At 72.8% G+C, this 26,629-nt stretch carries 26 protein-coding genes; 13 read left to right on the top strand and 13 right to left on the bottom strand.

Features of this window, described 5'->3' with window-relative positions:
* Positions 1-8 precede the first annotated feature (8 nt).
* Positions 9-2,768, bottom strand: coding sequence for a sigma-70 family RNA polymerase sigma factor (locus tag HAV39_RS43055; RefSeq protein WP_191843342.1), 2,760 nt, complete (start codon positions 2,766-2,768; stop codon positions 9-11).
* 407 nt (positions 2,769-3,175) lie between these two features.
* On the opposite strand from HAV39_RS43055, the gene HAV39_RS34350 reads away from it, so the two are divergent.
* From HAV39_RS34350 to HAV39_RS34325, 6 genes are all read left to right on the top strand, one after another.
* Entirely contained in the window at positions 3,176-5,011 is a 1,836-nt protein-coding gene (locus HAV39_RS34350) for a phosphoenolpyruvate carboxykinase (GTP) (protein WP_191843341.1), read from the top strand.
* A gap of 65 nt (positions 5,012-5,076) precedes the next feature.
* A complete protein-coding gene (locus tag HAV39_RS34345; RefSeq protein WP_120318082.1) occupies positions 5,077-5,532 on the top strand; it encodes an RrF2 family transcriptional regulator in 456 nt (151 codons plus the stop codon).
* A 29-nt stretch (positions 5,533-5,561) separates the two neighbouring features.
* Complete coding sequence (locus tag HAV39_RS34340; RefSeq protein ID WP_120318083.1) at positions 5,562-6,332, top strand: isoprenyl transferase; 771 nt, start codon at positions 5,562-5,564, stop codon at positions 6,330-6,332.
* Positions 6,333-6,522: 190 nt separating this feature from the next.
* The gene (locus tag HAV39_RS43050; RefSeq protein WP_239120410.1) at positions 6,523-7,221 is read left to right on the top strand and encodes an aggregation-promoting factor C-terminal-like domain-containing protein; all 699 of its coding nucleotides are present in this window, start codon (positions 6,523-6,525) and stop codon (positions 7,219-7,221) included.
* A 169-nt stretch (positions 7,222-7,390) separates the two neighbouring features.
* Positions 7,391-8,683, top strand: a complete 1,293-nt coding sequence (gene phoH2 / locus HAV39_RS34330) for an RNA 5'-3' helicase PhoH2 (RefSeq protein ID WP_191843340.1) — start codon at positions 7,391-7,393, stop codon at positions 8,681-8,683.
* 241 nt (positions 8,684-8,924) lie between these two features.
* Positions 8,925-9,590, top strand: a complete 666-nt coding sequence (locus tag HAV39_RS34325) for an aggregation-promoting factor C-terminal-like domain-containing protein (RefSeq protein WP_191843339.1) — start codon at positions 8,925-8,927, stop codon at positions 9,588-9,590.
* 4 nt (positions 9,591-9,594) lie between these two features.
* Here the strand turns inward: HAV39_RS34325 and HAV39_RS34320 are convergent, their stop codons facing one another.
* The gene (locus HAV39_RS34320) at positions 9,595-10,227 is read right to left on the bottom strand and encodes a MerR family transcriptional regulator (RefSeq protein WP_191843338.1); all 633 of its coding nucleotides are present in this window, start codon (positions 10,225-10,227) and stop codon (positions 9,595-9,597) included.
* Between the two features lie 62 nt (positions 10,228-10,289).
* On the opposite strand from HAV39_RS34320, the gene HAV39_RS34315 reads away from it, so the two are divergent.
* From HAV39_RS34315 to HAV39_RS34305, 3 genes are read left to right on the top strand one after another with little or no spacing between them, the layout of a single operon-like run.
* Positions 10,290-10,772: a DUF4188 domain-containing protein gene (locus tag HAV39_RS34315; protein WP_191843337.1), complete on the top strand. Its 483-nt coding sequence runs from the start codon at positions 10,290-10,292 to the stop codon at positions 10,770-10,772.
* 58 nt (positions 10,773-10,830) lie between these two features.
* Positions 10,831-11,625, top strand: coding sequence for a S1 family serine peptidase (locus tag HAV39_RS34310; protein ID WP_191843336.1), 795 nt, complete (start codon positions 10,831-10,833; stop codon positions 11,623-11,625).
* Positions 11,626-11,681: 56 nt separating this feature from the next.
* Complete coding sequence (locus HAV39_RS34305; RefSeq protein WP_239120411.1) at positions 11,682-12,650, top strand: NAD(P)/FAD-dependent oxidoreductase; 969 nt, start codon at positions 11,682-11,684, stop codon at positions 12,648-12,650.
* On the opposite strand, the gene HAV39_RS34300 is transcribed toward HAV39_RS34305, so the two are convergent.
* Together HAV39_RS34300 and HAV39_RS34295 are read right to left on the bottom strand one after the other, a co-directional pair.
* A complete protein-coding gene (locus HAV39_RS34300) occupies positions 12,647-13,570 on the bottom strand; it encodes a carbohydrate kinase family protein (RefSeq protein ID WP_191843334.1) in 924 nt (307 codons plus the stop codon). The two genes, HAV39_RS34305 and HAV39_RS34300, sit on opposite strands and share 4 nt — an antisense overlap.
* Positions 13,571-13,616: 46 nt before the next feature.
* Entirely contained in the window at positions 13,617-14,357 is a 741-nt protein-coding gene (locus HAV39_RS34295; RefSeq protein WP_191843333.1) for a TetR/AcrR family transcriptional regulator, read from the bottom strand.
* A gap of 119 nt (positions 14,358-14,476) precedes the next feature.
* On the opposite strand from HAV39_RS34295, the gene HAV39_RS34290 reads away from it, so the two are divergent.
* Positions 14,477-15,394, top strand: coding sequence for an NAD-dependent epimerase/dehydratase family protein (locus tag HAV39_RS34290; RefSeq protein ID WP_191843332.1), 918 nt, complete (start codon positions 14,477-14,479; stop codon positions 15,392-15,394).
* Positions 15,395-15,441: 47 nt separating this feature from the next.
* On the opposite strand, the gene HAV39_RS34285 is transcribed toward HAV39_RS34290, so the two are convergent.
* Positions 15,442-15,975 (bottom strand): DUF4245 family protein, encoded by a 534-nt coding sequence (locus HAV39_RS34285; RefSeq protein ID WP_191843331.1) that lies wholly within the window; start codon positions 15,973-15,975, stop codon positions 15,442-15,444.
* Between the two features lie 121 nt (positions 15,976-16,096).
* Between HAV39_RS34285 and glpX the strand changes: the two genes are divergently transcribed.
* Together glpX and HAV39_RS34275 are read left to right on the top strand one after the other, a co-directional pair.
* Complete coding sequence (glpX, locus tag HAV39_RS34280) at positions 16,097-17,095, top strand: class II fructose-bisphosphatase (RefSeq protein WP_120318093.1); 999 nt, start codon at positions 16,097-16,099, stop codon at positions 17,093-17,095.
* A 22-nt stretch (positions 17,096-17,117) separates the two neighbouring features.
* Positions 17,118-18,038 carry a DMT family transporter gene (locus HAV39_RS34275; protein WP_239120412.1) on the top strand — a complete coding sequence of 307 codons (921 nt, stop codon included), beginning with the start codon at positions 17,118-17,120 and terminating at the stop codon, positions 18,036-18,038.
* Between the two features lie 170 nt (positions 18,039-18,208).
* On the opposite strand, the gene HAV39_RS34270 is transcribed toward HAV39_RS34275, so the two are convergent.
* Both HAV39_RS34270 and xseA read right to left on the bottom strand, forming a co-directional pair.
* Positions 18,209-18,424 (bottom strand): exodeoxyribonuclease VII small subunit, encoded by a 216-nt coding sequence (locus HAV39_RS34270; protein ID WP_120318094.1) that lies wholly within the window; start codon positions 18,422-18,424, stop codon positions 18,209-18,211.
* Between the two features lie 115 nt (positions 18,425-18,539).
* Positions 18,540-19,766 carry an exodeoxyribonuclease VII large subunit gene (gene xseA / locus HAV39_RS34265; protein ID WP_239120413.1) on the bottom strand — a complete coding sequence of 409 codons (1,227 nt, stop codon included), beginning with the start codon at positions 19,764-19,766 and terminating at the stop codon, positions 18,540-18,542.
* 10 nt (positions 19,767-19,776) lie between these two features.
* Between xseA and HAV39_RS34260 the strand changes: the two genes are divergently transcribed.
* Entirely contained in the window at positions 19,777-20,769 is a 993-nt protein-coding gene (locus tag HAV39_RS34260) for a 4-hydroxy-3-methylbut-2-enyl diphosphate reductase (RefSeq protein ID WP_373311682.1), read from the top strand.
* 70 nt (positions 20,770-20,839) lie between these two features.
* Here the strand turns inward: HAV39_RS34260 and HAV39_RS34255 are convergent, their stop codons facing one another.
* The 6 genes from HAV39_RS34255 to HAV39_RS34235 form a co-directional block, all read right to left on the bottom strand.
* Positions 20,840-22,081, bottom strand: a complete 1,242-nt coding sequence (locus HAV39_RS34255; RefSeq protein ID WP_191843329.1) for a SigE family RNA polymerase sigma factor — start codon at positions 22,079-22,081, stop codon at positions 20,840-20,842.
* Positions 22,082-22,114: 33 nt separating this feature from the next.
* Entirely contained in the window at positions 22,115-22,243 is a 129-nt protein-coding gene (locus HAV39_RS43440) for a hypothetical protein (protein WP_275413912.1), read from the bottom strand.
* Positions 22,244-22,327: 84 nt separating this feature from the next.
* A complete protein-coding gene (locus HAV39_RS43435; protein WP_191843328.1) occupies positions 22,328-23,773 on the bottom strand; it encodes a S10 family peptidase in 1,446 nt (481 codons plus the stop codon).
* Between the two features lie 31 nt (positions 23,774-23,804).
* Positions 23,805-24,359, bottom strand: coding sequence for a winged helix-turn-helix domain-containing protein (locus tag HAV39_RS43430; RefSeq protein WP_191843327.1), 555 nt, complete (start codon positions 24,357-24,359; stop codon positions 23,805-23,807).
* A 173-nt stretch (positions 24,360-24,532) separates the two neighbouring features.
* The gene (locus HAV39_RS34240) at positions 24,533-24,982 is read right to left on the bottom strand and encodes a methylated-DNA--[protein]-cysteine S-methyltransferase (protein ID WP_191843326.1); all 450 of its coding nucleotides are present in this window, start codon (positions 24,980-24,982) and stop codon (positions 24,533-24,535) included.
* Positions 24,979-26,445 (bottom strand): DNA-3-methyladenine glycosylase 2 family protein, encoded by a 1,467-nt coding sequence (locus HAV39_RS34235; protein WP_191843325.1) that lies wholly within the window; start codon positions 26,443-26,445, stop codon positions 24,979-24,981. The genes HAV39_RS34240 and HAV39_RS34235 overlap by 4 nt, the downstream gene beginning before the upstream one ends.
* Positions 26,446-26,629: the final 184 nt, after the last annotated feature.

Below are 26,629 nucleotides of genomic sequence, written 5' to 3'. Positions count from 1 at the left end.
CCGTGAGCCTACCGTGCCGCCGCGGCCGGGCCAGCCTCGTGCGAAAGCCCGGTGACGACCGCGAGCACGCCCACCTCCATCGGATCTCCTCCCATCCGCAGCTCGGCGGTGCTGCCGGCCGGGGCCTTGCCGGCCACCCGGAGCACGTCCAGCCCGGGCGTGCGCCAGGGGCACAGGCCGGGCACGGTCCGGCAGGCCAGCGCCGCGGCGCCGGCGTTGCGGCCGCCGCCGAGGTTGCCCGGTTCGCCCGCCGGGGAGCCGTCGATGAGCAACTCGTCGCCGGTCAGCGCGAGGTCTCCGTCCCAGAGGGCGAGGCCCACCCGGACCGATCCCGCGCCGCCCAGCCCGACCGCGGTCGCCGTGTCGCCGCGCCCCGTGCGGGGGCCCAGGTAGACCGCCGCCTCGCCGCGGGGCGCGGCCCGGTGCTCGTACACCACGGCCAGCGTCCAGCCCGCGAACTGCTTGCGCCCCCGCGGCAGCGGCCCGGCCGGGGCGGCCAGCCACCAGTCCCCGCCGCCGCCCTTGCGCAGCAGCTTCGTGACGTCGGCCACGCCCTGGGTGAGCGAAGCGCCCGACTCGGCGTGCCCGAACCGCACCTCGACCGGCTGCCAGCTCCCCTTCGGGCCGTGCAGGGCCACCAGTTCGGGCAGCTGCGCCGCGGAGGCGGCGACCACCAGCCCGGCCCAGCGCACCTTCGCGCCGTCCGGCAGGTCCAGCCGGGCACCGCTGGCCGCCTTCTCCCCGGCGAGTTCCGTGATCGGGCCATTCGGCCCGGCGGGACCCTGCTCGTCGAGCAGGCCGCCGGGTGCGGCGGGCTCGCCGAACGCGGGCAGCAGGGGGGACATGTCCAGCACGTTGTTGTCCGTGCCGAGCAGGCACAGCGGGCGCGGTCGGCAGGACAGCAGGGCGCTGCCGGCGAGCGCGACGTCGACCCGGCCGCGGGCGGCGTGCCCCAGGCGCAGCCCGCCCGGCGCGACCGGCACCCGGAACACGGTCGCGCTGCGCCGCTGACCGTACGTCGCGGCGACGCCGACCTCCTGGAAGCCGCTGACCGTGGCGTCGGCCAGCACCGGGAGCCGGGCCACCGACCGGGCGCCCTTCTTCCACCGCGGCCGGTCGCAGGAGGCGCCCGTGGCCGTCGCCTCGCACTGCCAACCGTCCCCGGCGGCGGTTCCGGCCAGCCGCATACCCGCAGGCAGTGTCACGTCGATCCGCACCGCCCCGGGCGGAGCGGCGGGACCGGCCGCCGGAGTCGCGCTCGGTTGCGGCTCCAGTCGGCGCACGATCGGCTGGAACCGCGTGGCGCCTGGCTGATCGTCCGGTGCGCCGGCGGTCTCGGGCAGGTCGGCGCGGTCGTCGGAGGGGGCGCGCACCGGGATGGGCAGCGTTCCGGCGCGGCCCGCCACCAGGTCGATCTCGGTGAACTCCGGGGCCGAGACCTCGGCGGCCGGTTCGGCCGGGGGAGCGGGGGCGACGGGGGCCGGTGCCACCGCGGGCGGCGGCTTGGGCACGGTGACCGGAGCGGGCCTGACCGGCGGCAGGGCGACGGCAGGGGCCTGCGTGGTGCGGCCGGGCGTCGAAGGCGATGGCCGGGCGGCGGTCACCCCGGGCGACGGTGGGGGTGCGAACACCGGCGGCGGTACGAACACCGGCGGCACGGCCGGCACCGGCACCGGGACCGGCGCGGCCCGCGAGGGGGCGGTCGGTGGCGTCGGGGTGGCCGTCATCGCGACGAACACGGTGATCCCGGCCAGCGCCGCGATGCCCACACCGGTCCCCGCGACGATGCTGGCGCCGCCGTACCGGCCGATCAGGCGGCCGGGCGCGGCCAGCAGCCACCGCCCACCGGCGATCGCCAGCCCGGCGAGCGCGGCCAGCCACCCGCCCAGGTGCTCCCAGGCCTGCGGCCACCACAGCACGATGGCTCCCCAGGCGGTGGCCAGCCAGCCACCGAGCGCGAGCTTGCCCGCGCCGGCCAGGTAGGCGGGCGCGGCGGCCCCCAGTAACAGGGGGGCGATGACGCTGCGCAGGCCGGCGTTCTCCTCGGTCAGCTCGCGGTGCAGGCGGCGGCACTCGGCGCAGCCGGACAGGTGCTCGTCGACCTTGCCGCGGTCGCGTTTGGCCAGCGCGGCACGTACGTATCCGGCCAGGTGCGAACCGGTCCAGTGGCAGCGCGGGTTGCCGGTGAGCGCGATGTGCTCCTGCAGGTACATCTGCCGCAGCCGCTCCCGGGCCCGGTACGCCAGCGCCGCGACGCCGTTCGGGGTGAGCCCCAGCAGCGGGGCGACCTGCGACGGGCTCTCGCCCTCCACCTCGGTGTGCCAGAGCACGGCCCGCCAGCGCTCGGGCAGCCGGGCGAAGGCGCGGGCGGCGTACGACGTCTCCAGCCGGGAGATGGTCGGGTCGTCCACGGGTTCCGCGGTCTCGTAGCGGGTGAGGTCGTCGGTGAGCTCGACGCGGCGTTCCCGCCGGGCCCGGTCGTAGCGGGTGTGCCGCATGGTGGTGAGCAGGTACGCCCGGAAGGCGGTGTCCGGCCCGCCGCCGCTGCGCAGCACCGCCAGCACCTTGGCGAAGGTCTCGGCGATCAGGTCGTCGGCGTCGGCGTGGTCGGTGCTGAGCACCCGCGCCAGCCGCCGCGCCGATTCGAGATGGCGCTCGTAGAGCGACCCGAACGCGTCGGTGTCGCCGCCGCGGACGAGGGAGATGAGTTGTGGATCGCTCTGCGGGTCGGTGGACTGATCCTGGGCAGGGTAAAACGCACTGGTCACGGCCGCCTCCGGGGGGAATGTCACGGTTTCGCCGGCTGCTAGGGACGTTAGACCAATCACCCGATTTGCGGAATATGCGGAGCTCATGATGAAGTCGCGATAGCCGCGTTCGCCCGAGCCCGGAACGGGTATGGGAAAGGCAGGTGACCGGGCTCGCACGCGTCAGGGCCGTCGCGCGACGCGGGCGCTGCTTGATCAAAAACGGGTTTTGCGGAAACGTGCGCGTTCGGCCGAAGAATCGTGCGCGTTGAAGCACCTGGACCGACGCTTGTGCACTTATTCACAAGGCGGGAAGGGCCTCAGGCAACAAACCGGGCTTACGCTGAGGCCACATCCCGGACGACTCGCGGCCACCTGGCCGTGGTCAGTCGTATCCGTCGGTCAAAGACGACCACGAGGAGAACTCCATGACCGCGCCGGCAGTCATCGCAGGGCTTGACCAGCACCCGACCTCGCACCCCAAGCTGATCGCCTGGGTGCGCCAGATCGCAGAGCTCACCACACCGGACAGCATCGTGTGGTGCGACGGCTCCGAGGACGAGTGGACGCGCCTCACCGAGGAGCTCGTCACCGCGGGCAGCCTGGTCCGCCTGGACCCGGTCAAGCGGCCGAACTCCTTCTGGGCTCGCACCGACCCCTCCGACGTGGCCCGGGTCGAGGAGCGCACGTTCATCTGCTCCGTGGACGAGGCCGACGCCGGCCCGACCAACAACTGGATGGCTCCGGCCGAGATGAAGCAGCTCATGACCGAGCTGTACCGGGGCTGCATGCGCGGCCGCACCATGTACGTCATCCCGTTCTGCATGGGCCCGCTCGACGCCGAGAACCCCATGTTCGGTGTCGAGATCACCGACTCGCCGTACGTCGTGGCCAGCATGCGCATCATGACCCGGATGGGCACGCACGTGCTCGAGGCGATGGGCGAGACCGCGGACTTCGTGCCGGCGCTGCACTCGGTCGGCGCGCCGCTGGAGCCGGGCCAGGCCGACGTGCCGTGGCCGTGCTCGACCACCAAGTACATCTCCCACTTCCCGGAGAGCCGCGAGATCTGGTCGTTCGGCTCCGGCTACGGCGGCAACTCGCTGCTGGGCAAGAAGTGCTACTCGCTGCGCATCGCCAGCGTGATGGGCCGCGACGAGGGCTGGCTCGCCGAGCACATGCTGATCCTCAAGCTGACCAACCCGGCCGGCAAGGTGCACTACATCGCCGCGGCGTTCCCGTCGGCGTGCGGCAAGACCAACCTCGCCATGCTGGAGCCGACCATCCCCGGCTGGAAGGTCGAGACCCTGGGCGACGACATCGCCTGGATGCGGTTCGGCGAGGACGGCCGCCTGTACGCGGTGAACCCCGAGTACGGCCTGTTCGGCGTCGCGCCCGGCACCGACTGGAAGACGAACCCGAACGCGATGCGCACGCTCGCCGCGGGCAACTCGCTGTTCACCAACGTGGCGCGCACCGACGACAACGACATCTGGTGGGAGGGCATGGGCGAGCCCCCGGCCCACCTCACCGACTGGCACGGCAACGACTGGACCCCGGACGCGGACCAGGTCTCCAGCCACCCGAACTCGCGCTTCTGCACCCCGATCACGCAGTGCCCGATCCTGGCCCCGGAGTACGACGACCCGAAGGGCGTGCCGATCTCGGCGATCCTCTTCGGCGGCCGCCGCAAGACCACCATCCCGCTGGTCAGCCAGGCCCGCGACTGGGTGCACGGCGTCTTCCAGGGCGCGACCCTGTCGTCGGAGACCACCGCCGCCGCCGTCGGCCAGGTCGGCGTGGTCCGCCGCGACCCGATGGCGATGCTGCCCTTCATCGGCTACCACGCGGGCGACTACTTCCGTCACTGGATCGCCATGGGCAAGGGTGTCGACGGCAACGCCGACAAGCTGCCCTCGATCTTCTACGTGAACTGGTTCCGCCGCGGTGACGACGGCCGGTTCCTGTGGCCCGGATTCGGCGAGAACTCCCGCGTCCTCAAGTGGGTCGTGGAGCGCCTGGAGGGCGAGGCCGGCGCGGTCGAGACCCCCGTCGGCTTCGTGCCCCGCGTGGAGGACCTGGACCTCGTCGGGCTCGACCAGCCGGCCGCCGACGTCGAGCTGGCGCTGGAGGTCCGCACCGACGAGTGGTCCGCCGAGATCCCGCAGATCACCGAGTGGTTCGACAAGTTCGGCGACAAGCTCCCCGCCGTCCTCTGGTCCGAGCTCGACGCCCTGAAGGCCCGCCTGAACGTCACCGAATAACGATCTTCGCACAAGTCGCGCAGGCCCCCCGGCGGAGTCGGGGGGCCTGCGGGCATCATGGGGGTGTGCAGATCTCGGCTAGAGGCGACTATGCGGTCCGGGCCGCTCTGGAGCTGGCCAACGCGTACCCGGCCACCATCTCGGCGCAGGCTCTCGCGGACGCCCAGGGCCTGCCCCGGAAGTTTCTCGAGGCCGTGCTCGCCGACCTGCGGCGCAGCGGGGTGATCCACGCCGTCCGGGGCGCCGACGGCGGCTACAGCCTCAGCTCGCCGCCGGCCGAGGTGACCATCGGCATGGTGCTGCGGGCCGTGGACGGGCCGCTGGCGGGCGTGCGCGGGCACCGGCCCGAGCAGACCAGCTACACCGGCACCTCCACCCACCTGCCCCTGGTATGGGTCGCCGTGCGCTCCGCGGTGCGCGGCGTCGTCGACGAGGTGACCCTCGCCCAGGCGGTCACGGGGCAGCTGCCGGAGGCGGTCCGAGACCTCACCACGGTCCCGGACGCCTGGCAGCCGCGCTGATCTGCGCCACCAGCGTTAGGCTGCGCAGGATGAAACTCCGCGACCTCGTCTACTCCGTATATGAACGCCGCCTCACCCAGCTGCTGGCGGGCAAGCCGCGCCCCCGGCACGTGGGCGTCATGTGCGACGGCAACCGGCGCTGGGCGCGCGACATGGGCTACGTGGACCCCAACGACGGCCACCGGGTCGGCGCGGCGCGGATCAAGGAACTGCTGCGCTGGTGCGACGAGGCCGGCATCGCGCACGTCACGCTGTACCTGCTGGCCACCGACAACCTGCGCCGCCCGGCCGCCGAGCTGGACCCGCTGCTGCAGATCATCGAGGACCTGAGCACCGAGCTGGCCGAGGACGGCAACCCCTGGCAGCTGCGCATGGTCGGCGCGCTCGACCTGCTGCCCGCAGACACCGCCGCCGCGCTGAAGGCCGCCCAGGAGCGCACCGCGGGCCGCCGCGGCGGCGCGCACGTCAACATCGCGGTCGGCTACACCGGCCGCCGGGAGATCGCCGACGCGGTGCGCTCGCTGCTGCAGGAGCACGCGAAGGCCGGCGCGACGCTGGAGGAGGTGGCGGAGAAGCTCGACGTCGAGCACATCGCCGAGCACCTCTACACCCGCGGCCAGCCCGACCCGGATCTGATCATCAGGACCAGCGGGGAGCAGCGGCTGTCCGGCTTCCTGCTGTGGCAGTCGGCGCACTCGGAGTTCTACTTCTGCGAGCTGAACTGGCCGGACTTCCGGCGTGTGGACTTCCTGCGCGCGCTGCGGGACTACGCGGGCCGCCAGCGTCGCTTCGGCGCGTGAGGCTCAGGGTTTTCACCCATAGCCCGAGTCCGATTTCTTCCCCTCTCCCACCTGCGCTCCCGTTGAGAATGTGACCTGTTTCACGATCCACGTGACGGGTTTGGCACATCGCCGGAAAACCCGGCAGGGTCCCTGACCAGCGCCTTCCTCCCCCCTGAGGCGCGGCAACCCCCTACGAAGGGACCGACTCGTGTCGACACCCCGTGACCCCCAGCCGGGCCGCCACCGTGAACTCCGTCAGCGCACCGGCCCGGCCGGGCTGCTGGCCGTCCACTCCCGAAAGATCGCGATCGGCGTGCTCTGCGCCGCCGTCCTCGGCGCGGTCGGTTACGGCCTCGCCGGAAACGCCGACCCGACGTCGGTGGCCACCGACCTGGCCGCGGCACGCGCCGCCGAGTCCGAGGCAGCCAGCCGCGACTACAGCCGCCTCGACGCCACGCCGACGCCCAGCGCGAGCGCCACGCCGTCGCCGAGCCTGAGCGCGTCCCCCGCCACGACGCCGCGGGCGCAGCCGCCGGCCACGGCCAAGCCGAAGCCGTCGGCCACCCGCACCGCGACCACGCCCACACCGTCGTCCTGCAAGGGCTTCAGCGGCAACCAGCTGACCGCGTGCAAGCTGCTGCCCAGTTTCGGGTTCGCGTACAGCCAGATGAGCCCGCTGGTGAAGCTGTGGCAGCACGAGAGCGGCTGGAACCACAAGGCCGAGAACTCCGGCTCCGGGGCGTACGGCATCCCGCAGGCGCTGCCGGGCAGCAAGATGGCGAAGTTCGGCGACGACTGGAAGACCAACCCCGCCACGCAGATCAAGTGGGGTCTGGACTACATCAAGAACCGGTACAAGACACCCGCCGGCGCGTGGTCGCATTTCCAGGACGTCAGCTGGTACTAGGTGGCAGAATCGCCACTCGTTTCACGACTCGCAGTGACGCTGTGACTTCGTAAAGCGAGTGGCGATCTCCTTCGGCATCCCCCGACCGGATGATGCCAGGATCGGCGGATCGTCGGACAGATCGTGAAGACATGCTGGCCAAACGGGTTTCTTGCGGTTAGCGTGAGTCATGGTCGATGTCCCGATACGAACGTACGTACTCGACACCTCCGTGCTGCTGGCTGATCCGGCTGCGATCCGCCGCTTCTCCGAGCACAACGTCGTGCTGCCGCTCGTGGTCATCTCCGAGCTGGAGGGCAAGCGGCACCACCCGGAGCTCGGCTGGTTCGCCAGGCAGTCGCTGCGGCTGCTCGACGACCTGCGGGTCAAGCACGGCAGGTTGGACGTGCCGCTGCCGGTGAACGACGCCGGCGGAACGCTGCGGGTGGAGCTCAACCACACGGACCCGCAGCTGCTGCCCAACGGCTTCCGTAATGACACGAACGACGCCCGCATCCTGTCGGTGGCGCTCGGTCTCGCGGCGGACGGGCAGCAGGTGACCCTGGTCAGCAAGGACATGCCGCTGCGGGTCAAGGCCGCCGCGGTGGGCCTGGCGGCCGACGAGTACCGGCATGACCAGGCGGTGGATCCGACCTGGTCCGGCCTCGCGGAGGTGGATCTGTCGGACGCCGACATGGCCGCGCTCTACGCCGGGGACGGCATCGACCATGACGAAGCGGCGGGGCTGCCCGTCCATACGGGACTCATCCTGCACGCGGGGCGCGGTTCGGCCCTGGGCCGCGTGCACACGGACAAGACGGTGCGGCTGGTCCGCGGCGATCGTGAGGCGTTCGGCCTGCGCGGGCGTTCGGCGGAGCAGCGCATCGCACTGGACCTGCTGCTCGACGACAGCATCGGCATCGTCTCGCTCGGCGGCCGGGCCGGCACCGGCAAGTCGGCGCTGGCCCTGTGTGCCGGCCTCGAGCAGGTGATGGAGCGGGGCAAGCACAAGAAGGTCATCGTGTTCCGCCCGCTGTACGCCGTCGGCGGCCAGGAGCTGGGCTACCTGCCCGGCACCGAGGCGGAGAAGATGTCGCCGTGGGCGCAGGCGGTGTTCGACACCCTCGGTGCGCTGGTGCACGACAACGTGCGCGACGAGGTGCTGCACCGGGGCATGCTCGAGGTGCTGCCGCTGACCCACATCCGCGGGCGCAGCCTGCACGACGCGTTCGTCATCGTCGACGAGGCGCAGTCGCTGGAACGGGGTGTGCTGCTCACCGTGCTGTCGCGCATCGGCGCCGGTTCGCGGGTGGTGCTCACCCACGACGTGGCGCAGCGGGACAACCTGCGGGTCGGCCGGCACGACGGCGTCACCGCGGTCATCGAGACCCTCAAGGGGCATCCGCTGTTCGCCCACGTGACCCTGACCCGGTCGGAGCGTTCCGCGATCGCCGAAGTGGTGACCGATCTCCTGGAGGAGTGATTCCGTCCTGATTTGACACTCTATGGAGTGTGACCGGGGCCACAGTCGCCCAGCCGGGCGACGACAGGCCCCGGTCCTCTGCGTAAGGGTGGCATCGAGCGCCCTTGCATCCGGCGTGTCCGGCGTGCCGTCCCCCGGCCGCCGCGCGACTGGTTCCGGCTGCCCGGCATGGCGCTCCCCTGGGACCGTCCATCCCTCCATACGGGACGGACCGGGGCCCCCGCCGCCGAGAGGATCCCTCGTGTCCCGGCAACGCCGCGCCCCTCACCGGGCGCACCCCGCGACCGGCCGCCTGATCGTGCGCACGCTCGCCGTGGTGACCCTGCTCGGCGGGGTGGCCGCCGCGACGCGCCTCGACAAGACCGAGCAGTGGCAGGCCGACACCCTCAACTCGGGCCAGGCGCAGATCGCCGCGCAGGCCGGGTCGGCCGCCCTCACCCTGCAGCAGCACCAGCTCCTCGTCGAGGCCAAGGACCGCGCCGCGGCCGAGGCCAAAGCGGCCGCGGCCCGGGCCGCCGCAGTGGAGAAGGAGGTCAGCCGCCGCGGGGCGGCACGGACCACCACTCCCGTCGACTTCGGGCCCATCCCCAGCAGCTGCCAGGAGTTCAGCGGCAACCGCGCGATCGGGTGCGCCCTGGTGCTCGCCGCAGGCATGGACCTGACGCAGATGGCCTGCCTGAACAAGCTGTGGACCCGCGAGTCCGGCTGGAACCCCTTGGCCCACAACAAGAGCTCCGGGGCGCACGGCATCCCGCAGGCGGTGCCCGGCAGCAAGATGGGCAAGTTCGGCGCCGACTGGGAGACCAACCCGGCCACGCAGATCAAGTGGGGCCTGGAATACATCAAGAACCGCTACGGCACCCCTTGCGGCGCGTGGCAGCAGTCCGAGGAAGAGGGCTGGTACTGACCTGTCAGGAGGCTTCGGTCAGGCCGGCGCTGGTGTGCTCCTGGGCCAGCCGGCGCAGCGCGGTGAGCACCGCCTCGCCGAGCACGGTGCCGGTGACCACGCCCTCGACCATGGCGGCCCGGTCCGCGCGCGCCAGCACGAGGCCGACCTCCTGGGCGGCCAGCCGCTCGGTCGCCTCGGCGTAGCCGTCGACCATCGCCAGCATGTCCTCCTGGCCGAGTTCGCGCAGCGCCGCGATGGCGTCGGCGAGCTGGTCCAGCGCGGGGGCGTGCGCGTGCACCCGCCAGCCCCGCTCCGTCACGATCCGGGCGGCTTCGGCACGCGCCGCCTGCCAGCCCGCGGTGCCGCGATCGGCGCGCGGCGTGCCCGCGATCGCCTCGTGCGCGGTGCCGAGCAGGTCGTGGCCCGGCAGCTCGGCGTCGTCGACGGCCCGCAGCACCTGGCGCACCGCGGCCACGCTCAGGTTGCCGACGTCGATCAGGGCCCGGATCAGGCGCAGCCGGCGCAGGTGCGCGTCGCCGTATTCGGCCTGGTTGCGGCCCATCGCCCGGCCGGGCGGGAGCAGCCCCTCGCGCAGGTAGTACTTGACCGTGGGCAGCGAGACCCCGCTGCCGCGGCTCAACTCGGAAATCTTCATCGCGGTTGACGATACCCAGTCGGATAGTGGATAGTGATGCTATCTACTGGATAGGAGGAGTCATGGCAACCGTGGTTCCGGGCCGGATGTCGGCCGACATCGAGGGCGACTTCGTGGTGTTCCTGATCGGCATGCGGTTCAACAAGCCCTGGAAGATCCACAAATGGTGGGGCGCGTTCACCGCGATGCCGCGCATGCTGCGCGTGCTCGCCCAGCGCCCCGAGCTCGGCCTGCTCTCGGTGGAGTATGCGATCACCCCGCGCGGCCCGCTGACCATCCAGTACTGGCGCAGCGTGGAGCAGCTGGAGGCGTTCGCTAGGAACGCCGCGCTGCCGCACCACCCGGCCTGGCGCGCCTTCAACAAGGTCGTCGGCGGCAATGGAGACGTCGGCATCTGGCATGAGACCTACCTGGTCAGCGCGGGCCGCTACGAGGTGCTCTACGGCAACATGCCGCCGTTCGGGCTGGCCCGCGCCGGCGAGCACGTGCCCGTGGCGCGCAAGGGCGATACGGCTGCCGCCCGCCGGGGAGCTTCAGCAACATAAAGGATTAATCGCCCAAACACGCTAATATCGGCATCACCGTCGACCTCGGAGGATGCTGATGCGGGCGATCGCGCTGTTCATGTGCGTGACGGCGATGGCCGTGGCCGCGGCGGCGCCCGCCGCGGCGAAACCGGCGGACCCGCCGCAGGTCGAGGTGATCGGCGGGGCCCGCGCGGGCGCGGGGGAGTTCCCCTGGATGGTGCGCCTGGACAACGGCTGCGCCGGCACCCTGGTGCGCACCCAGTACGTGCTGACCGCCGCGCACTGCGTGGGGCGCACCGGCGCCAACACGTCGATCACGGTGACCGCGGGCGCCGCTGATCTCGGCTCGGGCAAGACATTCCAGGTGCGCAGCAGCCAGGTGTGGCGGGCCCGCGGCTTCTCCGACGTGACCCGGGGCGACGACTGGGCGGTGATCCGGCTGGCCCGCCCCGTCGACGGGCCGGTGGTCGCCCTGCCCGCCGGCGGCGGCCTGGACAACGGCACGCTCACCGCGGTCGGCTGGGGCGCCACCCGGGAGGGCTCCCGCGCTCAGCAGCGCTACCTGCGCAAGGTCCAGGTGCCGTACGTCGCCGACGGCACCTGCGGCAAGATCTACCGCTCGCACGGGTACGGCTTCACCGATGCGGACATGATCTGCGCCGGCGACCTCAACCGCGGCGGCAAGGACAGCTGCCAGGGCGACTCGGGCGGCCCGCTGCTGCGCCGCGACGGCGCGCGCTGGGTGCAGGTCGGCATCGTCAGCTGGGGAGTCGGGTGCGGCCGAGCGGCATACCCCGGTGTCTATACGCAGGTGTCGCACTTCGCCGCGGATATCAAGGCGGCCATTGAGGAGAACGCCGCGCGCGGTTAGGTTCACCCTATGAGCGAACGAGTCAGATGGCTCGATCCGGTCAGCGAGGAGAAGGCGTGAGCGAGCGTGGCGAGGTCGATGTCGCGATCATCGGGGCGGGGCCGACCGGTCTGTTCGCGGCGTACTACGCCGGGTTCCGGGGGCTGAGCACGCTGGTCGTCGACGCGCTGCCGGAGGCCGGCGGGCAGGTCACCGCCATGTACCCGGAGAAGATGATTTTCGACGTGGCCGGCTTTCCGGCGGTGCGCGGGCGGGAGCTCATCGCGAACCTGGTGGCGCAGGCGGGCGCGTTCTCCCCGACGTACCGGCTGGGCGTGCAGGCCGCCGCACTGGCCTATGCGGACGGTGTGCCGATCCTCGGGCTCGGCGACGGCACCGAGGTGCGCTGCGGCGCGGTGCTGATCACCGGCGGCCTGGGCTCGTTCACCCCGCGCCCGCTGCCCGCCGCGGCCGGTTTCACCGGCACCGGCATCATCTTCTTCGTGCCGGACCCGACGATGCTGGCCGGCAAGCACGTGGTGATCGTGGGCGGCGGCGACTCGGCGTTCGACTGGGCGCTGGCGCTGGCCGGCGTCGCCGCGAGCGTCACCCTGGTGCACCGGCGCGACAAGTTCCGGGCCCACGCGGCGACCGTGGCGCGGGTCAAGGCGCTGCCGGTGCGCATCGAGGTCAACAGCCAGGTCACCAAGATCCTGGGCAGCGAGCGGGTGGAGTCGGTCGAACTGAACGGCACCGAGGAGATCCCCGCCGACGTCGTGGTCGCCGCGCTCGGCTTCACCGCCGACCTCGGTCCGCTGGCGATGTGGGGCCTGGCCCTGGACAAGCGGCACATCACCGTCGACTCGACGATGGCCACCAACCTGCCGCGCATCTTCGCCGCGGGCGACATCGTGGAGTATCCGGGCAAGGTGCGCCTCATCGCGACCGGCTTCGGCGAGGCCGCCACGGCCGTCAACAACGCGGCGATCGTGATCGACCCGTCGGCGCACCTGTTCCCCGGCCACTCCTCCGAGGACGTCGTCTAGACCAGCTGGAAGGCGCGCAGCTCGTCGAGAGTGGGCGGGTCGGCGCCGGGGCGCGTGCAGGTGAGCGCGGCGGCGTCGCACATGTGCCGCAGCATCAGCCGCAGCGTCTCCGGCGCCAGTTCGCGGGCGAGCTGGTCATCCAGCCGTCCGGCGGTGTGCAGCCAGGCCAGCAGCGCGCCCATCGCGGTGTCGCCCGCCCCGATGGAGTCGATCATCGTGATGGCGGGCGCGGCGACGGTCACCTCCTCGGTCGCGGTCAGTGCCACCGCGCCCGCGTCGCCGTGGGTCAGCACCAGCAGCCGCGGGCCGGCGGCCAGCCAGCGGCGTGCCGTTTCCATCGGCGGCACGTGCGGGTACGCGTGGGTCAGGTCGCCTTCGCTGGCGCGCACCAGATGGGCGAGCTCGACCAGGCGCTCCAGCCGGACCAGGGAGTCGGGGCGGGCCAGCGCGACGCCGCGCACGTTCGGGTCGAAGGTGATGGTGCACCGGTCGCGGTGACGCAGCGCCCAGCGCTCCAGGGTGTCCGCCCCCGGTGGCAGGAACGCGGCCAGCGAGCCGATGTGGATGGTGCTGCCGTCGGGCAGCTCGGGCAGCTCGCGCTCGCGCCAGCCGAAGTCGGCGGCCCCGGCCAGCCAGAAGTCGTACAGCGCCTCGCCGTCGTCACCGACCGTGGCCAGCGCCAGCGCGGACGGCTGGGACGTGGCGACCACGTACTGCGTGTCCACGCCGGACGAGGTGAGCCGCCCGCGGAACGCGGTGCCGAACGAGTCGCGGCCGACCCGGGCCGCCATCGCCACGGGGGCGCCGAGCCGCGCCGCCGCGATGGCGGTGTTGGCGGGGCCGCCGCCGAGCGCGGCGCGCAGCAGGCCCGCCCCGGCGGGGACGAGGTCGACAACTTGCTCTCCGGCTACCACGATCACCCGGACAGTCTGGCGGTCGCGCGACGGCCGGGCAATGCCGCACCCGTCATCGCAGACCGATGTACCCCGCCATCACCCGCAGCTGGTGGTCGAAGAACGACCGGCGGCTGTCCTCGATCAGGTTCTGGAACCGGCCGAACAGCTCGAAGGTGACCACGCCGAACAGCTGGATCCAGGCGGTGATGCCGCGCGCCAGCAGCTCCCGCGGCACGGTGGGGGCGACCAGCGCGGCGATCCGGTCCAGCTCGGCGGCCAGGTCGGCGGGCATCGACGAGACCGCGCCCGCCGTACCGGCGCAGCCGGCGGCACCCGGCCGGGAACCTGCCGAGGGCGCGGGCAGCGTGCCGGCGGCGACCCCGTCGGCGACCAGCGCGAGGATCACGTTCGTGGTGCGGGCGGCCGGGCCGACGGTGGTCTCCGGGGCCCTGTAGCCGGGCACCGGTGAGCCGTAGATCAGGGCGTACTCCGCCGGGTTGGCCAGGGCCCAGTCCCGGATGCCGTGCCCTGCCGCGAGCCACCGGCCGAGCAGGTCGGCGCGGTCCACCGCCGCCTCGGCGGACTCGGCCGCCGCGCCCAGCTCGTCGTAGCAGTCGATGATCAGCGCGGTGAGCAGGTCGTCGCGGCTGGGGAAGTAGCGGTAGACCGCCGACGAGACCATGCCCAGCTCCCGGGCCACGGCCCGCAGCGACAGGTTGGCCCCCTCGGTGGCGAGCTGCCGCCGCGCGATGGCCTTGATCTCGCTGGTCAGCTCGTCGCGTACGCGGGCCCGGATGTTCTTGGCGGTCATGTCGGAGAGCATAACAATAAAACGAGAGCACTGCTCTTGACAGTCGTGCCGGGCGCCGTGTTCACTGTTGTCATCAGAGAGCGGTGCTCTCGAAGCGAAGCAGAGATCTGGAGACTGAGATGCACGTGATCGTCGGCGCGGGACCCGTCGGCTCCGCCACCGCACTGCTGCTGGCCGAGCGCGGCGAGCAGGTCCGGATCGTCACCCGCCGGGGCACCGGCCCGCAGGCGCCCGGCATCGAACTGGTCGCCGCGGACGCCTCCGACGCGACCCGGCTCGCCGAGCTGGCCGAGGGCGCGACGGCCCTCTACAACTGCGCGAACCCGGCCTACCACCGCTGGCTGACCGACTGGCCGCCGCTGGCCGCGGCACTGCTGCACGCCGCGGAGTCGTCGGGCGCGGTGCTGGTGACGATGGGCAATCTGTACGGCTACGGCCCCGTCACCGGCCCGATCACCCACCACACCCCGCTCGCCGCGACGCACCCGAAGCTGGCGATGCGGGTGCGGATGTGGGAGGACGCGCTGGCCGCGCACCGGGCCGGCCGGGTGCGCGCCACCGAGGCCAGGGCCGGCGACTTCGCCGGGCCCGGCTCCTACGGGGTGCTGAACGAGACGGCGCTGTCGCGCACCGCGAAGGGCGGCATCGCGTACGTCATGGGCGACCCGGACGCCCCACACAGCTGGACCGCGATCGCCGACGTGGCCCGCACCCTGGTCGCGCTCGCCACCGACGAGCGGGCCTGGGGCCAGGCCTGGCTGGTGCCCACCCCGCCGGCGGTCTCCATCCGCCAGGCGGCCCGGCGGGCGAACGAGCTGGTAGGCCTGCCTCCGGCCAAGGTCAGCCGGGTGCCGTACCCGGTGCTGTGGGCGGCGGGTCTCTTCTCGACGATGCTGAGGGAGATGCGGACCACGCACTACCAGTTCGCCGCGCCGTTCGTGCTGGACAGCTCGCACACCGAGCAGGTCTTCGGCCTCGAGCCGACGCCGCTGGACGAGACCCTCGCCGCCACCGCGGCGAGCTACCGCGACGCCTGATCAGCGGGTCCGGTGCGGCCGCACCGGCGGGCGCGGACAGAGCGCCGTCAGCGGGCGACCGCCGCAGCCAGCCCGGTCAGGTCGGCGCCCTGGCCGATGAGCAGCGTGGTGGTGTTGCCGGCGGTCCGGGCCAGCACGGTCTGCCCGTCCGGGGCGCGGAAGCGCTGCCAGGTGACCGTGCCCACCACGGTCTCGCCGTCGGCCTGGGCCTTGCCGTCCAGCTCGTCCTTGACCAGGGCGTCCAGCGCGGTGCGGGACTGCACCAGCCGCGCCCCGTTGTTGTCGGGGTCGAGGTAGCCGATGCGCAGCACGCCCGGCTCCCACTTCGCGGTGACGGTCTGCCAGTCGGCGGGGGCGGCCGCCGGCAGCGGGGCGAACGACGCCCGCCCGGCGCTGGCGATCGCGTTGGCGGGGTCCACCGTCACGGCGGCGTCCCAGCCGTAGAACAGGCGGTAGCCCAGCACCAGGAGCAGCACCGGGATCAGCAGCACGCCGAGGGACAGGGCCATGTCCTTCGGGGTGCGGCCACCCGTCGCCGGCACGGACGTCGGCTCGGTCTGCGCGGTCTCCACGGTGCTCACCCCACCATCTTGACCGATGTCACAGGTCACACCGTCACGAGGTCACCGGATGCAACAACCCGAACGTACGTTCAGCAGCAGGCATGACAGGATCACCTCAGCCGATCGTAGGAGGAGCAGCATGGCGACCCGTACTCCGCAGGATCTCGACCGGAACCTGGCGCTCGATCTCGTCCGGGTGACCGAGGCGGCGGCCATGGCCGCGGGCCGCTGGGTCGGCCGGGGCGACAAGGAGGGCGGCGACGGCGCGGCCGTCGACGCCATGCGCAAGCTGATCAACTCGCTGCCCATGACCGGCACCGTGGTCATCGGCGAGGGCGAGAAGGACAACGCCCCGATGCTGTTCAACGGCGAGCGGGTCGGCGACGGCACCGGCCCCGAGGTCGACGTCGCGGTGGACCCGATCGACGGCACCACGCTGATGAGCAAGGGCATGCCGAACGCGCTGGCCGTGCTGGCCGTCGCCGAGCGCGGCGCGATGTTCGACCCGAGCGCGGTCTTCTACATGGAGAAGCTGGTCGTCGGCCCCGAGGCGGCCGATGTGATCGACATCACCGCCGGCTGGACCGAGAACCTGCGCCGCATCGCCAAGGCCAAGCGGGTGCGCGTGTCCGACCTGACCGTCTGCATCCTGGACCGGCCCCGCCACGCCGACCTGATCCGCGAGGTCCGCGACGCGGGCGCCCGGATCAACTTCATCTCCGACGGCGACATCGCCGGCGCCATCTACGCCGCCCGCGACCAGTCCGACGTCGACGTGCTGATGGGCATCGGCGGCACGCCCGAGGGCATCACCGCCGCGTGCGCGCTCAAGTGCCTGGGCGGCGCGATGCAGGCCCGGCTGTGGCCGCAGGACGCGGCCGAGCGCGAGCGGGCCGTCGCCGCCGGGCACGACCTGGACCGGGTGCTCACCACCGACGACCTGGTCACCGGCGAGAACGTGTTCTTCGTGGCCACCGGTGTCACCTCCGGCGACCTGCTGCGCGGCGTGCGCTACCGCGACAACGGCGCGTACACCCAGTCGATCGTCATGCGGTCGAAGTCGGGCACCATCCGCGTCATCGACTCGTACCACCGCCTGGAGAAGCTCGCCGGGTACTCGCTGGTCGACTTCGCGTGATCCGTACCGCCCAGGCCCGGCCGTGAGCGTCGACTCCGGCCGGGCCGCCGGTGTGGCGCTGGCCGTGCTCGGCGGCAGCTGCCTGGCCCTGCAGTCGCGCATCAACGGCGAACTCGGCCACCAGCTCGGCGACGGGATCGCCGCCGCCACCGTCTCGTTCGGCGTCGGCCTGGTCGTGATGCTGCTGGCGCTGCCCTGGATGCACCGCAACACCCGCCGCATCCTGCACGCGCTGCGCTCCGGGCAGCTGCGCTGGTGGCAGTGCGTCGGCGGGGCCTGCGGCGCGTTCCTGGTCACCACCCAGGGCCTGACCGTGCCCTGGCTCGGCGTCTCGATCTTCATCGTGGCCCTGGTCGCCGGGCAGTCCGTGTCCAGCCTGGCCATGGACCGGCTCGGCGTCGGACCCGGCGCCCCGCGCCTGATCACCCCCAACCGGGCGGTCGGCGCGCTGCTGTGCATCGTGGCCGTCGTCATCGCGGTCGGTGACAGCTTCGGCGACCCGCGCTCGCTCGGCCTCGCCGCGCTGCCGCTGCTGGCCGGCATCGGCGTGGCCTGGCAGCAGGGCGTCAACGGGCGGGTGGCGCTGGCCGCGACCTCACCGTGGCCGGCGACCCTGCTGAACTTCGCGGTGGGCACGCTCGCGCTGCTGGTCGCGCTCGGCATCGCCACGGCGATCCGCGGTGGCGGCCCGCCCGGCGCGTTCCCGGCCGAACCCTGGCTCTACGTCGGCGGCCCGCTCGGCATCGTCTTCATCGCGATCTCGGCGGCCGTGGTGCACCGCATCGGCGTGCTGCTGCTCGGCCTCGGCATGATCGCCGGCCAGGTCCTCGGCGCGCTCGCCATCGACACCGTCCTGCCCGGCCCCGCCGGCCGCCCCGACCTGCTCACCCTGACCGGCGCCGCCCTCACCCTCGTCGCCGTCCGCATCGCCGCCCGCGGCTAGCCCGGGACCCCTGCCCCGCCGGAGCGGCGGCCGTCCACGCCCCGCCTTTCGGCGTGCCGGTGCGGTCACGCACCAAGGTCACTCGACTTGCCAGGCAACCGGGCGAAAGCGCGGTCAAGATACGCACAGGTGCCAGGCAAGTCGGATGATCGAGGGCCGCGCCCGGAGGATCAGGAGGAGGCGGCGTCGAGTTTGGCCTTGGCGCCGTCCAGCCAGCGCTGGCAGACGGCGGCGAGGTGCTCGCCGCGCTCCCAGAGGGCGAGGGACTCCTCCAGGGTGCCGCCGCCGGACTCCAGCTTCTGCACCACCTCGGCCAGCTCGCCGCGGGCCTGCTCGTAGGACAGTTCCTCGGACGCGGGTGCCGCGGCCTCGTTGCGCTTGCTCATGCCTGCTCCTCGCTGCGCTCGTCGGCCGTCCGGCGGCCACCTGTGATCTGCCTGGTCGCGGGCTGGTGACGCCCGTCCCGGCGCGCTGTCGGGGGTTCGCTCGCCACCTGCTCGTTCACGTCGGGTCCTCGCTGGTCGTGGTGACGGTGGCAGCCAGCTCGCCCTCGGCCAGCCGGACGCGCAGGGTGTCGCCGGCCGCGACCTCGGTCGCCGCGCGGACCACGTGGCCGTCGGCGCGCTGGACGATGGCATACCCCCGGGTCAGGGTCGCGGCGGGGGACAGCGCCCGCAGCCGGGCCAGGGTGTGCGTGAGGTCGCCCTCGGCCCGGTGCACCCGGTGCGTCAGCGCCCGCGCCGCGCGGTCGCGCAGCGCCGCGACGTCGGTCGCCCTGGTCTCGATCATCTGGTACGGCTTCGCCAGCGCCGGCCTGCTGCGCAGGCTGTCGAGGCGCTGCTGCTCGCGCTCGACGCGGTGCCGCATCGCCCGGTTGACCCGCCCCCGCGCCTGCTCGATCAGGCGAATCTCGTCACCCAGATCGGGGACCACCCGCTTGGCGGCGTCCGTCGGCGTCGACGCGCGCACGTCGGCCACCCAGTCGACGAGCGGAGTGTCCGGTTCGTGACCGATCGCGGAGATCACCGGCGTACGGCAGGCGAACACCGCCCGGCACAGCGCCTCGTCGCTGAACGGCAGCAGGTCCTCCACCGCGCCGCCGCCGCGGGCCATGATGATCACGTCCACGCTCTCGTCGTTGTCCAGCGACTGCAGCGCCCCGATGATCGACGGGACCGCGGTCGGCCCCTGCACGGTGACGTTCACCACCCGGAAGTCCACCGCCGGCCAGCGGCGGCGCGCGTTGGTGAGCACGTCCCGCTCGGCGGCGCTGGCCCGTGCCGTGATGAGGCCGATCCGGCGCGGCAGGAACGGCAGCCGCCGCTTGCGCCGCGGGTCGAACAGCCCCTCGGCGTGCAGCAGCTTCTTCAGCTGCTCCAGGCGGGCCAGCAGCTCGCCCACGCCTACCTGGCGGATCTCGTCGGCGCGCAGGCTCAGGGTGCCGCGCTGGGCGAACCACTCCGGCTTGGCGTGCACGACCACTCGCGCGCCCTCGTCGAGCTGCGGCGCGCCGCTGTCGAGCACGTCACGGCTCGCGGTGACGGTCAGGCTCAGGTCAGCGGACGGGTCGCGCAGGGTGAGGAACACCGTGGCGGAGCCGGGCCGCCGGGAGAGCTGCGCCACCTGCCCGTCCACCCAGATCCAGCCCAGTCGCCCGATCCAGGCACTGATCTTCTGGCTGACCACTCTTACGGGCCACGGCTGCTCCGCCGAGCTCTGCTCCGTCACAGGGCTCACCATAGGCCGACGGTACGATGGTCGGGTGATCGAGACTCCTCGCAAGCGTGTCCTGCTGGCCAAGCCCCGTGGTTACTGTGCCGGCGTGGACCGCGCCGTGCAGACCGTGGAGGAGGCGCTGAAGCTCTACGGCGCCCCCATCTACGTGCGCAAGGAGATCGTGCACAACAAGCACGTGGTCACCACCCTGCAGGCGAAGGGCGCCATCTTCGTCGAGGAGAACGAGGAGGTCCCCGAGGGCTCCACCGTGATCTTCTCGGCCCACGGCGTCGCGCCGGTGGTCCACGACCAGGCGCGCGAGCGCAACCTCAAGGCCATCGACGCCACCTGCCCGCTGGTGACCAAGGTCCACCACGAGGCGAAGCGGTTCGCGGCCGAGGACTACGACATCCTGCTCATCGGGCACGAGGGCCACGAGGAGGTCATCGGCACCTCCGGTGAGGCTCCCGAGCACATCCAGCTGGTCGACGGCCCCGAGGGCGTGGACGCGGTCACCGTGCGCGACCCGAGCAAGGTGGTCTGGCTGTCGCAGACCACGCTCAGCGTCGACGAGACCATGGAGACGGTGGCCAAGCTCAAGGAGAAGCTGCCGCTGCTGCAGTCGCCGCCCAGCGACGACATCTGCTACGCCACGCAGAACCGCCAGCAGGTGATGAAGCAGATCGCGCCCGACTGCGACGTGATCCTGGTGGTCGGCTCGCGCAACTCGTCGAACTCGGTCCGCATGGTCGAGGTCGCCGTGAACGCCGGCGCCCGCCAGGGCCACCTGATCGACTTCGCCCACGAGATCGACCCCGCCTGGCTCGCCGACGCGACCACCGTCGGCCTGTCCTCCGGCGCGAGCGTGCCCGAGGAGCTGGTCACCGAGGTGCTGGCCCGGCTCGCCGAGCTGGGCTTCGCCGACGTCGAGGAGGTCGTCACGGTCCAGGAGCGCCTGACCTTCTCCCTGCCCCAGGAGCTCAAGCGCGACATGAAAGCCGCCGCCGCCTCCTGACCCGTACAAGGAAGGGCACCTTCACATCGCCATGCGTTGTGGAAGGTGCCCTTCTTAACGTCGGCCGGGTTCAGAAGCAGGCGGTGGCGTTGCCGTTGGTGCCGAGCCTGTCGGACCCGAAGGCGCTGCCACGCTCGGCGTCCGCGATCGTGGCCGGGAAGGTGACGTCGTCGCGGCCGTAGTACCAGGCTCCGGCACAGCCCTCGGCGGTGGTGTCCACGTCGATCGCGGTGGACCAGGACAGCGTGCCCGCCTGCAGGTCCTGGGTGCCCGAGTGGGCCAGGTGCAACAGCCCGTCGGCTTCCAGGGTGTAGCTCGCCCACCACACGCGCCGCCGGGTGCCGCAGAACTCCACCTGCCCGTCGACCGGGTCGGCGGTGAACGAGAGCGCGCCGCCGGCGCCGGGGCCCGTGGCGTTGACGCTGACCTTCACCTGGCACGCGGGCGACGGTGAGGGCGGCGGAGGGACGGCCGGCGAGCCGGTCGGGCTGCCCGGACGCGGTGTCGCCGCGGACCGGGACGGGGTCGGGGTCGGCCGCGCGCGGGAGGCGCTGGGGCCGGGGCTCGGGGTCGCGGAGGTGCCGCTCGGGGTCGGCGCGGGGTCCTCCGTGGCGGACGGATCGGGCCACGGGAGGTCGGCCGTGGCACTCGCGGACACCTCAGGTGCGGCGGTGCCGCCGGCGGGATCCGCGGCCCACTTCGTCGTCACCACGACGCCCGCCACCAGCAGGGACACCGCCGCGAGGACGACGACCAGGGACCGGGTGCGCCGTGGTCGGCGCGTCGGCGCGAGGGAGTGCGAACGGGCCCGCGGCTTGTCGGCATTCGCGCGCGACCGCGGCACCGTGATCTCCCAGCCGGTGCACAGCTGCGCGAACAGCGTCGCGGGGTCCTGCCCCGGCAGCGAGGCGGCCAGGTATTCCAGCGCGTCGTCCCACTGGGCGGCGGGGATGTCGGTCGCGCCGAGCGCGGCGTACTCGTGCGAGGGCACGTCGGCCAGCAGCAGCACCACCGTCCGGCGGGTGGCCGGGTCGAGCGCGGCGAGCGCGGTCACCATCGCGGGACCGTACTGGTCGCCACCGGGGCGTGCCGTGCCGAGCCACCGCTCGTCGACGCGCTGCCAGGCCTCCTGCCGGGCCCAGCGGATCGGGTCGTCCTGCTGCTCCAGCCTGGTCCAGCGGCTGCCCGCCAGCCCGAACACCTCTTGCGCGATCTCGGCCGCGGCGTCCCGGTCACCGGTGTACGCGTAGATCTCGGCGGCGATCCGGGGCTGCCAGATCTGCTGGAATTCCCGGTAGTCGGACGACGTCACGGACGGCTCCTCAATAGGCACGGCGCACCGAGCCTAGATGCGAGCGGCCGGATGTGGAGAATCCGATGTGGTGATTTGCTCCTCGGCCAGCAACTCGGCGGCCTGGGGCCGGCGCGGCGCCAGCTCGATCGGCTTCTGCTCGGGGATCTCGTCGGCGGTCACCCCCAGCTCGCTGAGCCGGCGGGCGGTGACCAGGACGCGCCGCGGCACGGGACCGAGCCGTCACCCGCGCCGCGACGCGTGCGGTCAAGGGTTGACGAACTCCGCCAGGTGCCGGGACTGGGCCAGGCGGCTCGGCTCGTGCACGTACATCATGTGGCCGGCCTCGTAGTACTTGAACTCGATGTTGCCGCGCAGCTCGGCGGGGATCTCCAGGTGCGCGAACGTGTGCTCGGCGGCGTAGTAGGGCGTCGCGCCGTCGTGGTAGCCGCAGGCGACCTGCACCCGCAGGTGCGGATTGGCGCGCATCGCGGCGGCGAGCTTGTCGGCCACGTTGACGTGCTGCCCCTCGAACTCCTTGAACGACCACGGCATCACGTCGCCGGTGAGGGTCTTGTACGGCAGGTCGTTGCGGTAACCCAGGTCGGTCCGCAGGTACTGGTTGATCGCCGCGGTGTACGGCCCCATGATCGCGTCCAGGGACGGGTCGCTGGACCAGTGCTCGCGCCCGTAGTCGGCGTCCCAGCCGAGGAAACGCCCGTCGAGGCGGCCCACCGTGCGGCGGCGCGAGCGCAGCAGCTCGGTGAAGAAGCGCACGTGTTCGGGCCGCAGGTCGACCCGGTCCAGGTAGTCGGGGTCCAGGCCGGTCAGCCGGGCGAGCGCGCCGACCGCCGCGGTGCGCTCGGCCTCGGACAGGCGCGCGCCGCGGGCCAGCGCCCACGGGTAGGTCCGGTCGGCGAACTCCTCCGCCTCGGCCAGCACCTCGCGCAGCGGCCGGTCGCCGTGCAGCCCGTGGTAGTGCGCGATCGCCGCGTACGTCGGCAGGAACAGCGGGTACGCCACGTCGAGGTGCGGGTGGAACTCCAGGGTGCCGATGTTGAGCACGCTGGAGATCAGCATCAGGCCGTTGAGCCACATGCCGTGCCGCTCCTGCAGGTGGTGGGCGAGCGCGGCGGCGCGCAGCGTGCCGTAGGACTCGCCGCACAGGTACTTCGGGGAGGTCCACCGCCCGTGCCGGGACGTCCACAGCCGGATCAGCTCGCCGACGCTCTCCACGTCGCCGGTGAAGCCGTGGTGCTCCTTGCTCTTGCCGCCCTTGACCGCCCGCGAGTAGCCGGTCGACACGGGGTCGATGAAGACGAGGTCGGCGTGGCGCAGCAGGGTCTCGGCGTTGTCGGCCAGCCCGTACGGCGGGGGCGTCAGCGCGCCGGCGTCGCCCATCACCACCCGGCGCGGCCCGAGCACGCCCAGGTGCAGCCACACGCTGGACGACCCGGGGCCGCCGTTGAAGGCGAACACCACCGGCCGGGTGGCCGGGTCGGCGCCGTCCAGCGTGTACGCGACCACGAACATCTCGGCCTTGGCCTGGTGTCCGTCGAACGCGTCGTCGGTGTGCGACTCGGCGCGCACCACGATCCGGCCCGCGGTGGCGGTGTAGCGGAGCCCGGCGACCTCGTGATGGGTGACGCTGAGATCGTCGGCGGGCTCGGCGGCCGGCGTGGGTGCGCCGTTGTTCTTCTGCTCGTCTGCCATGGCGACAGACCCTACTGCGGCCGCAGCGGTGTCAGGAGGCCCGCCGCAGCCCGATCCCGCCGCCGAGTTCCAGCCGGTAACCGAAGCCGTGCACCGTGGCCAGGCCGGCGCCGTGCGCGCCGAGCTTGGCCCGCAGCCGCCGGACGTGCACGTCGACGGTGCGCTCGCCGCTGAACTCGTGCCCCCAGACCGCCCGCATCAGCTGCAGCCGGGTGAACGCCGCGCCGGTGTGGCGGACCAGGAAGAACAGCAGCTCGAATTCGCGGCGGGTGAACCGGACCGGTGCGCCGTCGACGGTGACGGTGCGGCTCGTGGTGTCGATCAGCACGGGGTCGTCCGGCTGCGGCTGCGGCGCCGGCAGCTCGGGCGGCGCGATCTCGCCGTCCCAGATCGTGTCGAGCAGCGGTTCCGCGTCGGCCAGCGCGTGCACCAGGCGGGTGGCCGCGCCGGCCGCGTCGGGGCCGGTCAGCTTGAGGGTCAGCGTGACCGTGAGCGGTTCGTCGCCGCCGGCCGGGGTGGCGGCCGAGCGTCGGACGATCGGGAGCGGCACGTCGGTGTACGCGGGCTCGGTGAGCAAGACTGTCATGTCGGAACTCCTGGTCGTTGCGGGTCGGGTGGGCAGGTGCACGAATGCCCGGCGACATCGGAACGTTCGCGGCACGGGACCCTCCACGAGCGACTCAGCAATTACCTGGACAGCCTAACTCCTCAACTCCTATCGGGCTAGTAGGAAATACGTGAACCCGCGTGAGCCCGGTCTCAGCGGTGCGCGGCCTCGTGGGCGAGCAGCCACCGCTTGACCTCGACGCCCCAGCGGTAGCCGCCCAGGCTGCCGTCGGTGCGCAGCACCCGGTGGCACGGCACGATCAGCGCGATCTGGTTGCGGGCGCAGCCCTGCGCCGCCGCGCGCACCGCCGCCGGGCGGCCGGTCAGCTCGGCCAGGCGGGCGTACGAGACCGGCCCGTCCAGCGTGCGCAGCACGTCCCAGCACTGCGCCAGGTAGGCCGTGCCGTGCTGGTGCACCGCGATGGCGTCCAGGGCGGCCAGGTCGCCGTCGAAGTAGGCGCGCACCGCGGCGACCGCCGCCGCGGGCACCTCGCCGGGCGCGGCCCACTCGGGCGGGAGGCTGCTGTCGAAGGCGGCCGCGGTGACCGAGGCGCCGTCGCCGGTCATCGTGAACGGGCCGGCCGGGGTGTCAATGGTGATCATGCTGCTCTCCAGAGTCGGATCTGCGCGTACGAGCGCCACGGCCGCCAGCGTTCGGCATGCCGGGCCAGGTCCGCGGGGTCGTCGGGCAGGCCGAGCGCCTTCGCGCCGCGGCGGGTGCCCAGGTCGGTGGTGAGAAGGACGTCAGGGTCGCCCAGCGCGCGCAGGGCGATGTAGTCGGCGGTCCACGGGCCCACGCCGGGCAGTGCCAGCAGCGCCTCCCGCGTCGCGGCCCGGTCGCTGCCCGCGTCCAGGCGCAGCCCGTCGCGCACCGCCTCGGCGACCGCGCGCAGGGTGCGCCGCCGTGACGCGGGCATCGAGAACGCCTCGTCGGGCAGCGCCAGCAGCTGCTCAGGGGTGGGGAAAAGCCTGGTGGGCAGGCCTGGCCGGTCCACCGCGCCGTCGGCGGGCGGGCATAGCCGGGCGAGCACGGTACGCGCGCCCGCCACACTGATCTGCTGCCCGACCACGGCCCGCACCGCCATCTCGAACCCGTCCACGCTGCGCGGCAGCCGCACCCCCGGCTCGGCGGCGACCACCGCGGCCAGCGCGGGATCGGCGGCCAGCGCCGCGTCCACGGCGGCCGGGTCGGCGTCGAGGTCCAGCAGGCGGCGGCACCGCGCCACCGCGGGCGTCAGGTCCCGCATGTCCGACAAGCGCAACTCGGCCTCGATGAAACCGGAGCCGATGCCTGGTTCGCCGCCGTGCGGCAGGACTGCCGCGCCGGGGCTCGCGGGCCACAGGGTGACCGTCGCCATGCCGTGCGGCAGGCTCATCGAACGGGTGTAGCGGCCGTTGTCGTAGGCGTCGACGCCGGTGATCGTGCGCGCGCCGAGGAAGCCGAACAGCGCCTCCGCGTGCAGCGGCGCGCGATAGCTCAGCCGCAGCGGCACCACCCCGTCGACCGGGGTGTCCGCGCGCCGCAGCGTCGAGGGCGCGCAGCCGTACACCTCACGGAACGTGTCGTTGAACTGCCGGATGCTGCCGAACCCGGCCGCGAACGCGATCTCCGACAGCCCCAGCCCCGTCTTCGTGATCAGCGTCTTGGCGGTCTGCGCCCGCTGGGTCCGGGCCAGCGCCAGCGGCCCCGCCCCCAGCTCCTCGCTGAGCAGCCGGTTCAGATGCCGCTCCGTGTACCCGAGCCGCGAGGCGAGCTCCGGCACCCCGCCCCGATCCACCACCCCGTCGCCGATGAGCCGCACCGCCCGCGCCGTCACGTCGGCCCGGCTGTCCCACTGCGGCGACCCCGGCACCGCGTCCGGCGCACACCGCCGGCAGGCCCGGAACCCGTTTCGCGCCGCAGCCGCCGCACTCGGGAAGTACTTCACGTTCTCCGACTTGGGCGTCCGCGCCGGACAAGACGGCCGGCAATAGATCCCCGTCGACGTGACCCCGAACCAGAAGCTCCCGTCAAACCGCGAATCCCGACTGCTCACCGCCCGGTAATAACTCTCCACCCCTCCCACCCTGCCCGCCCCACCCCCGCCCCGCTAGCGGAAAACGGACCTCTCCCTGCGCGGCGACGATCTTGCGTGAACTGCGGGTACGACACGCCTATATCGCACAAAAGGGCAACAGTTCGCGCAAGATCGTCGTGATCTCGGCGATCGGGGTCACGGGGGAGAGGGCGGGGAGGAGGGGTGGGCGGGT

It is taken from the genome of Catellatospora chokoriensis (genome assembly GCF_011297315.1).
GTDB classification, from domain to species: Bacteria; Actinomycetota; Actinomycetes; order Mycobacteriales; family Micromonosporaceae; genus Catellatospora; species Catellatospora citrea.
Note: the sequence above shows the minus strand (reverse complement) of the source record. Positions and strands in the feature narration are given on the sequence as shown.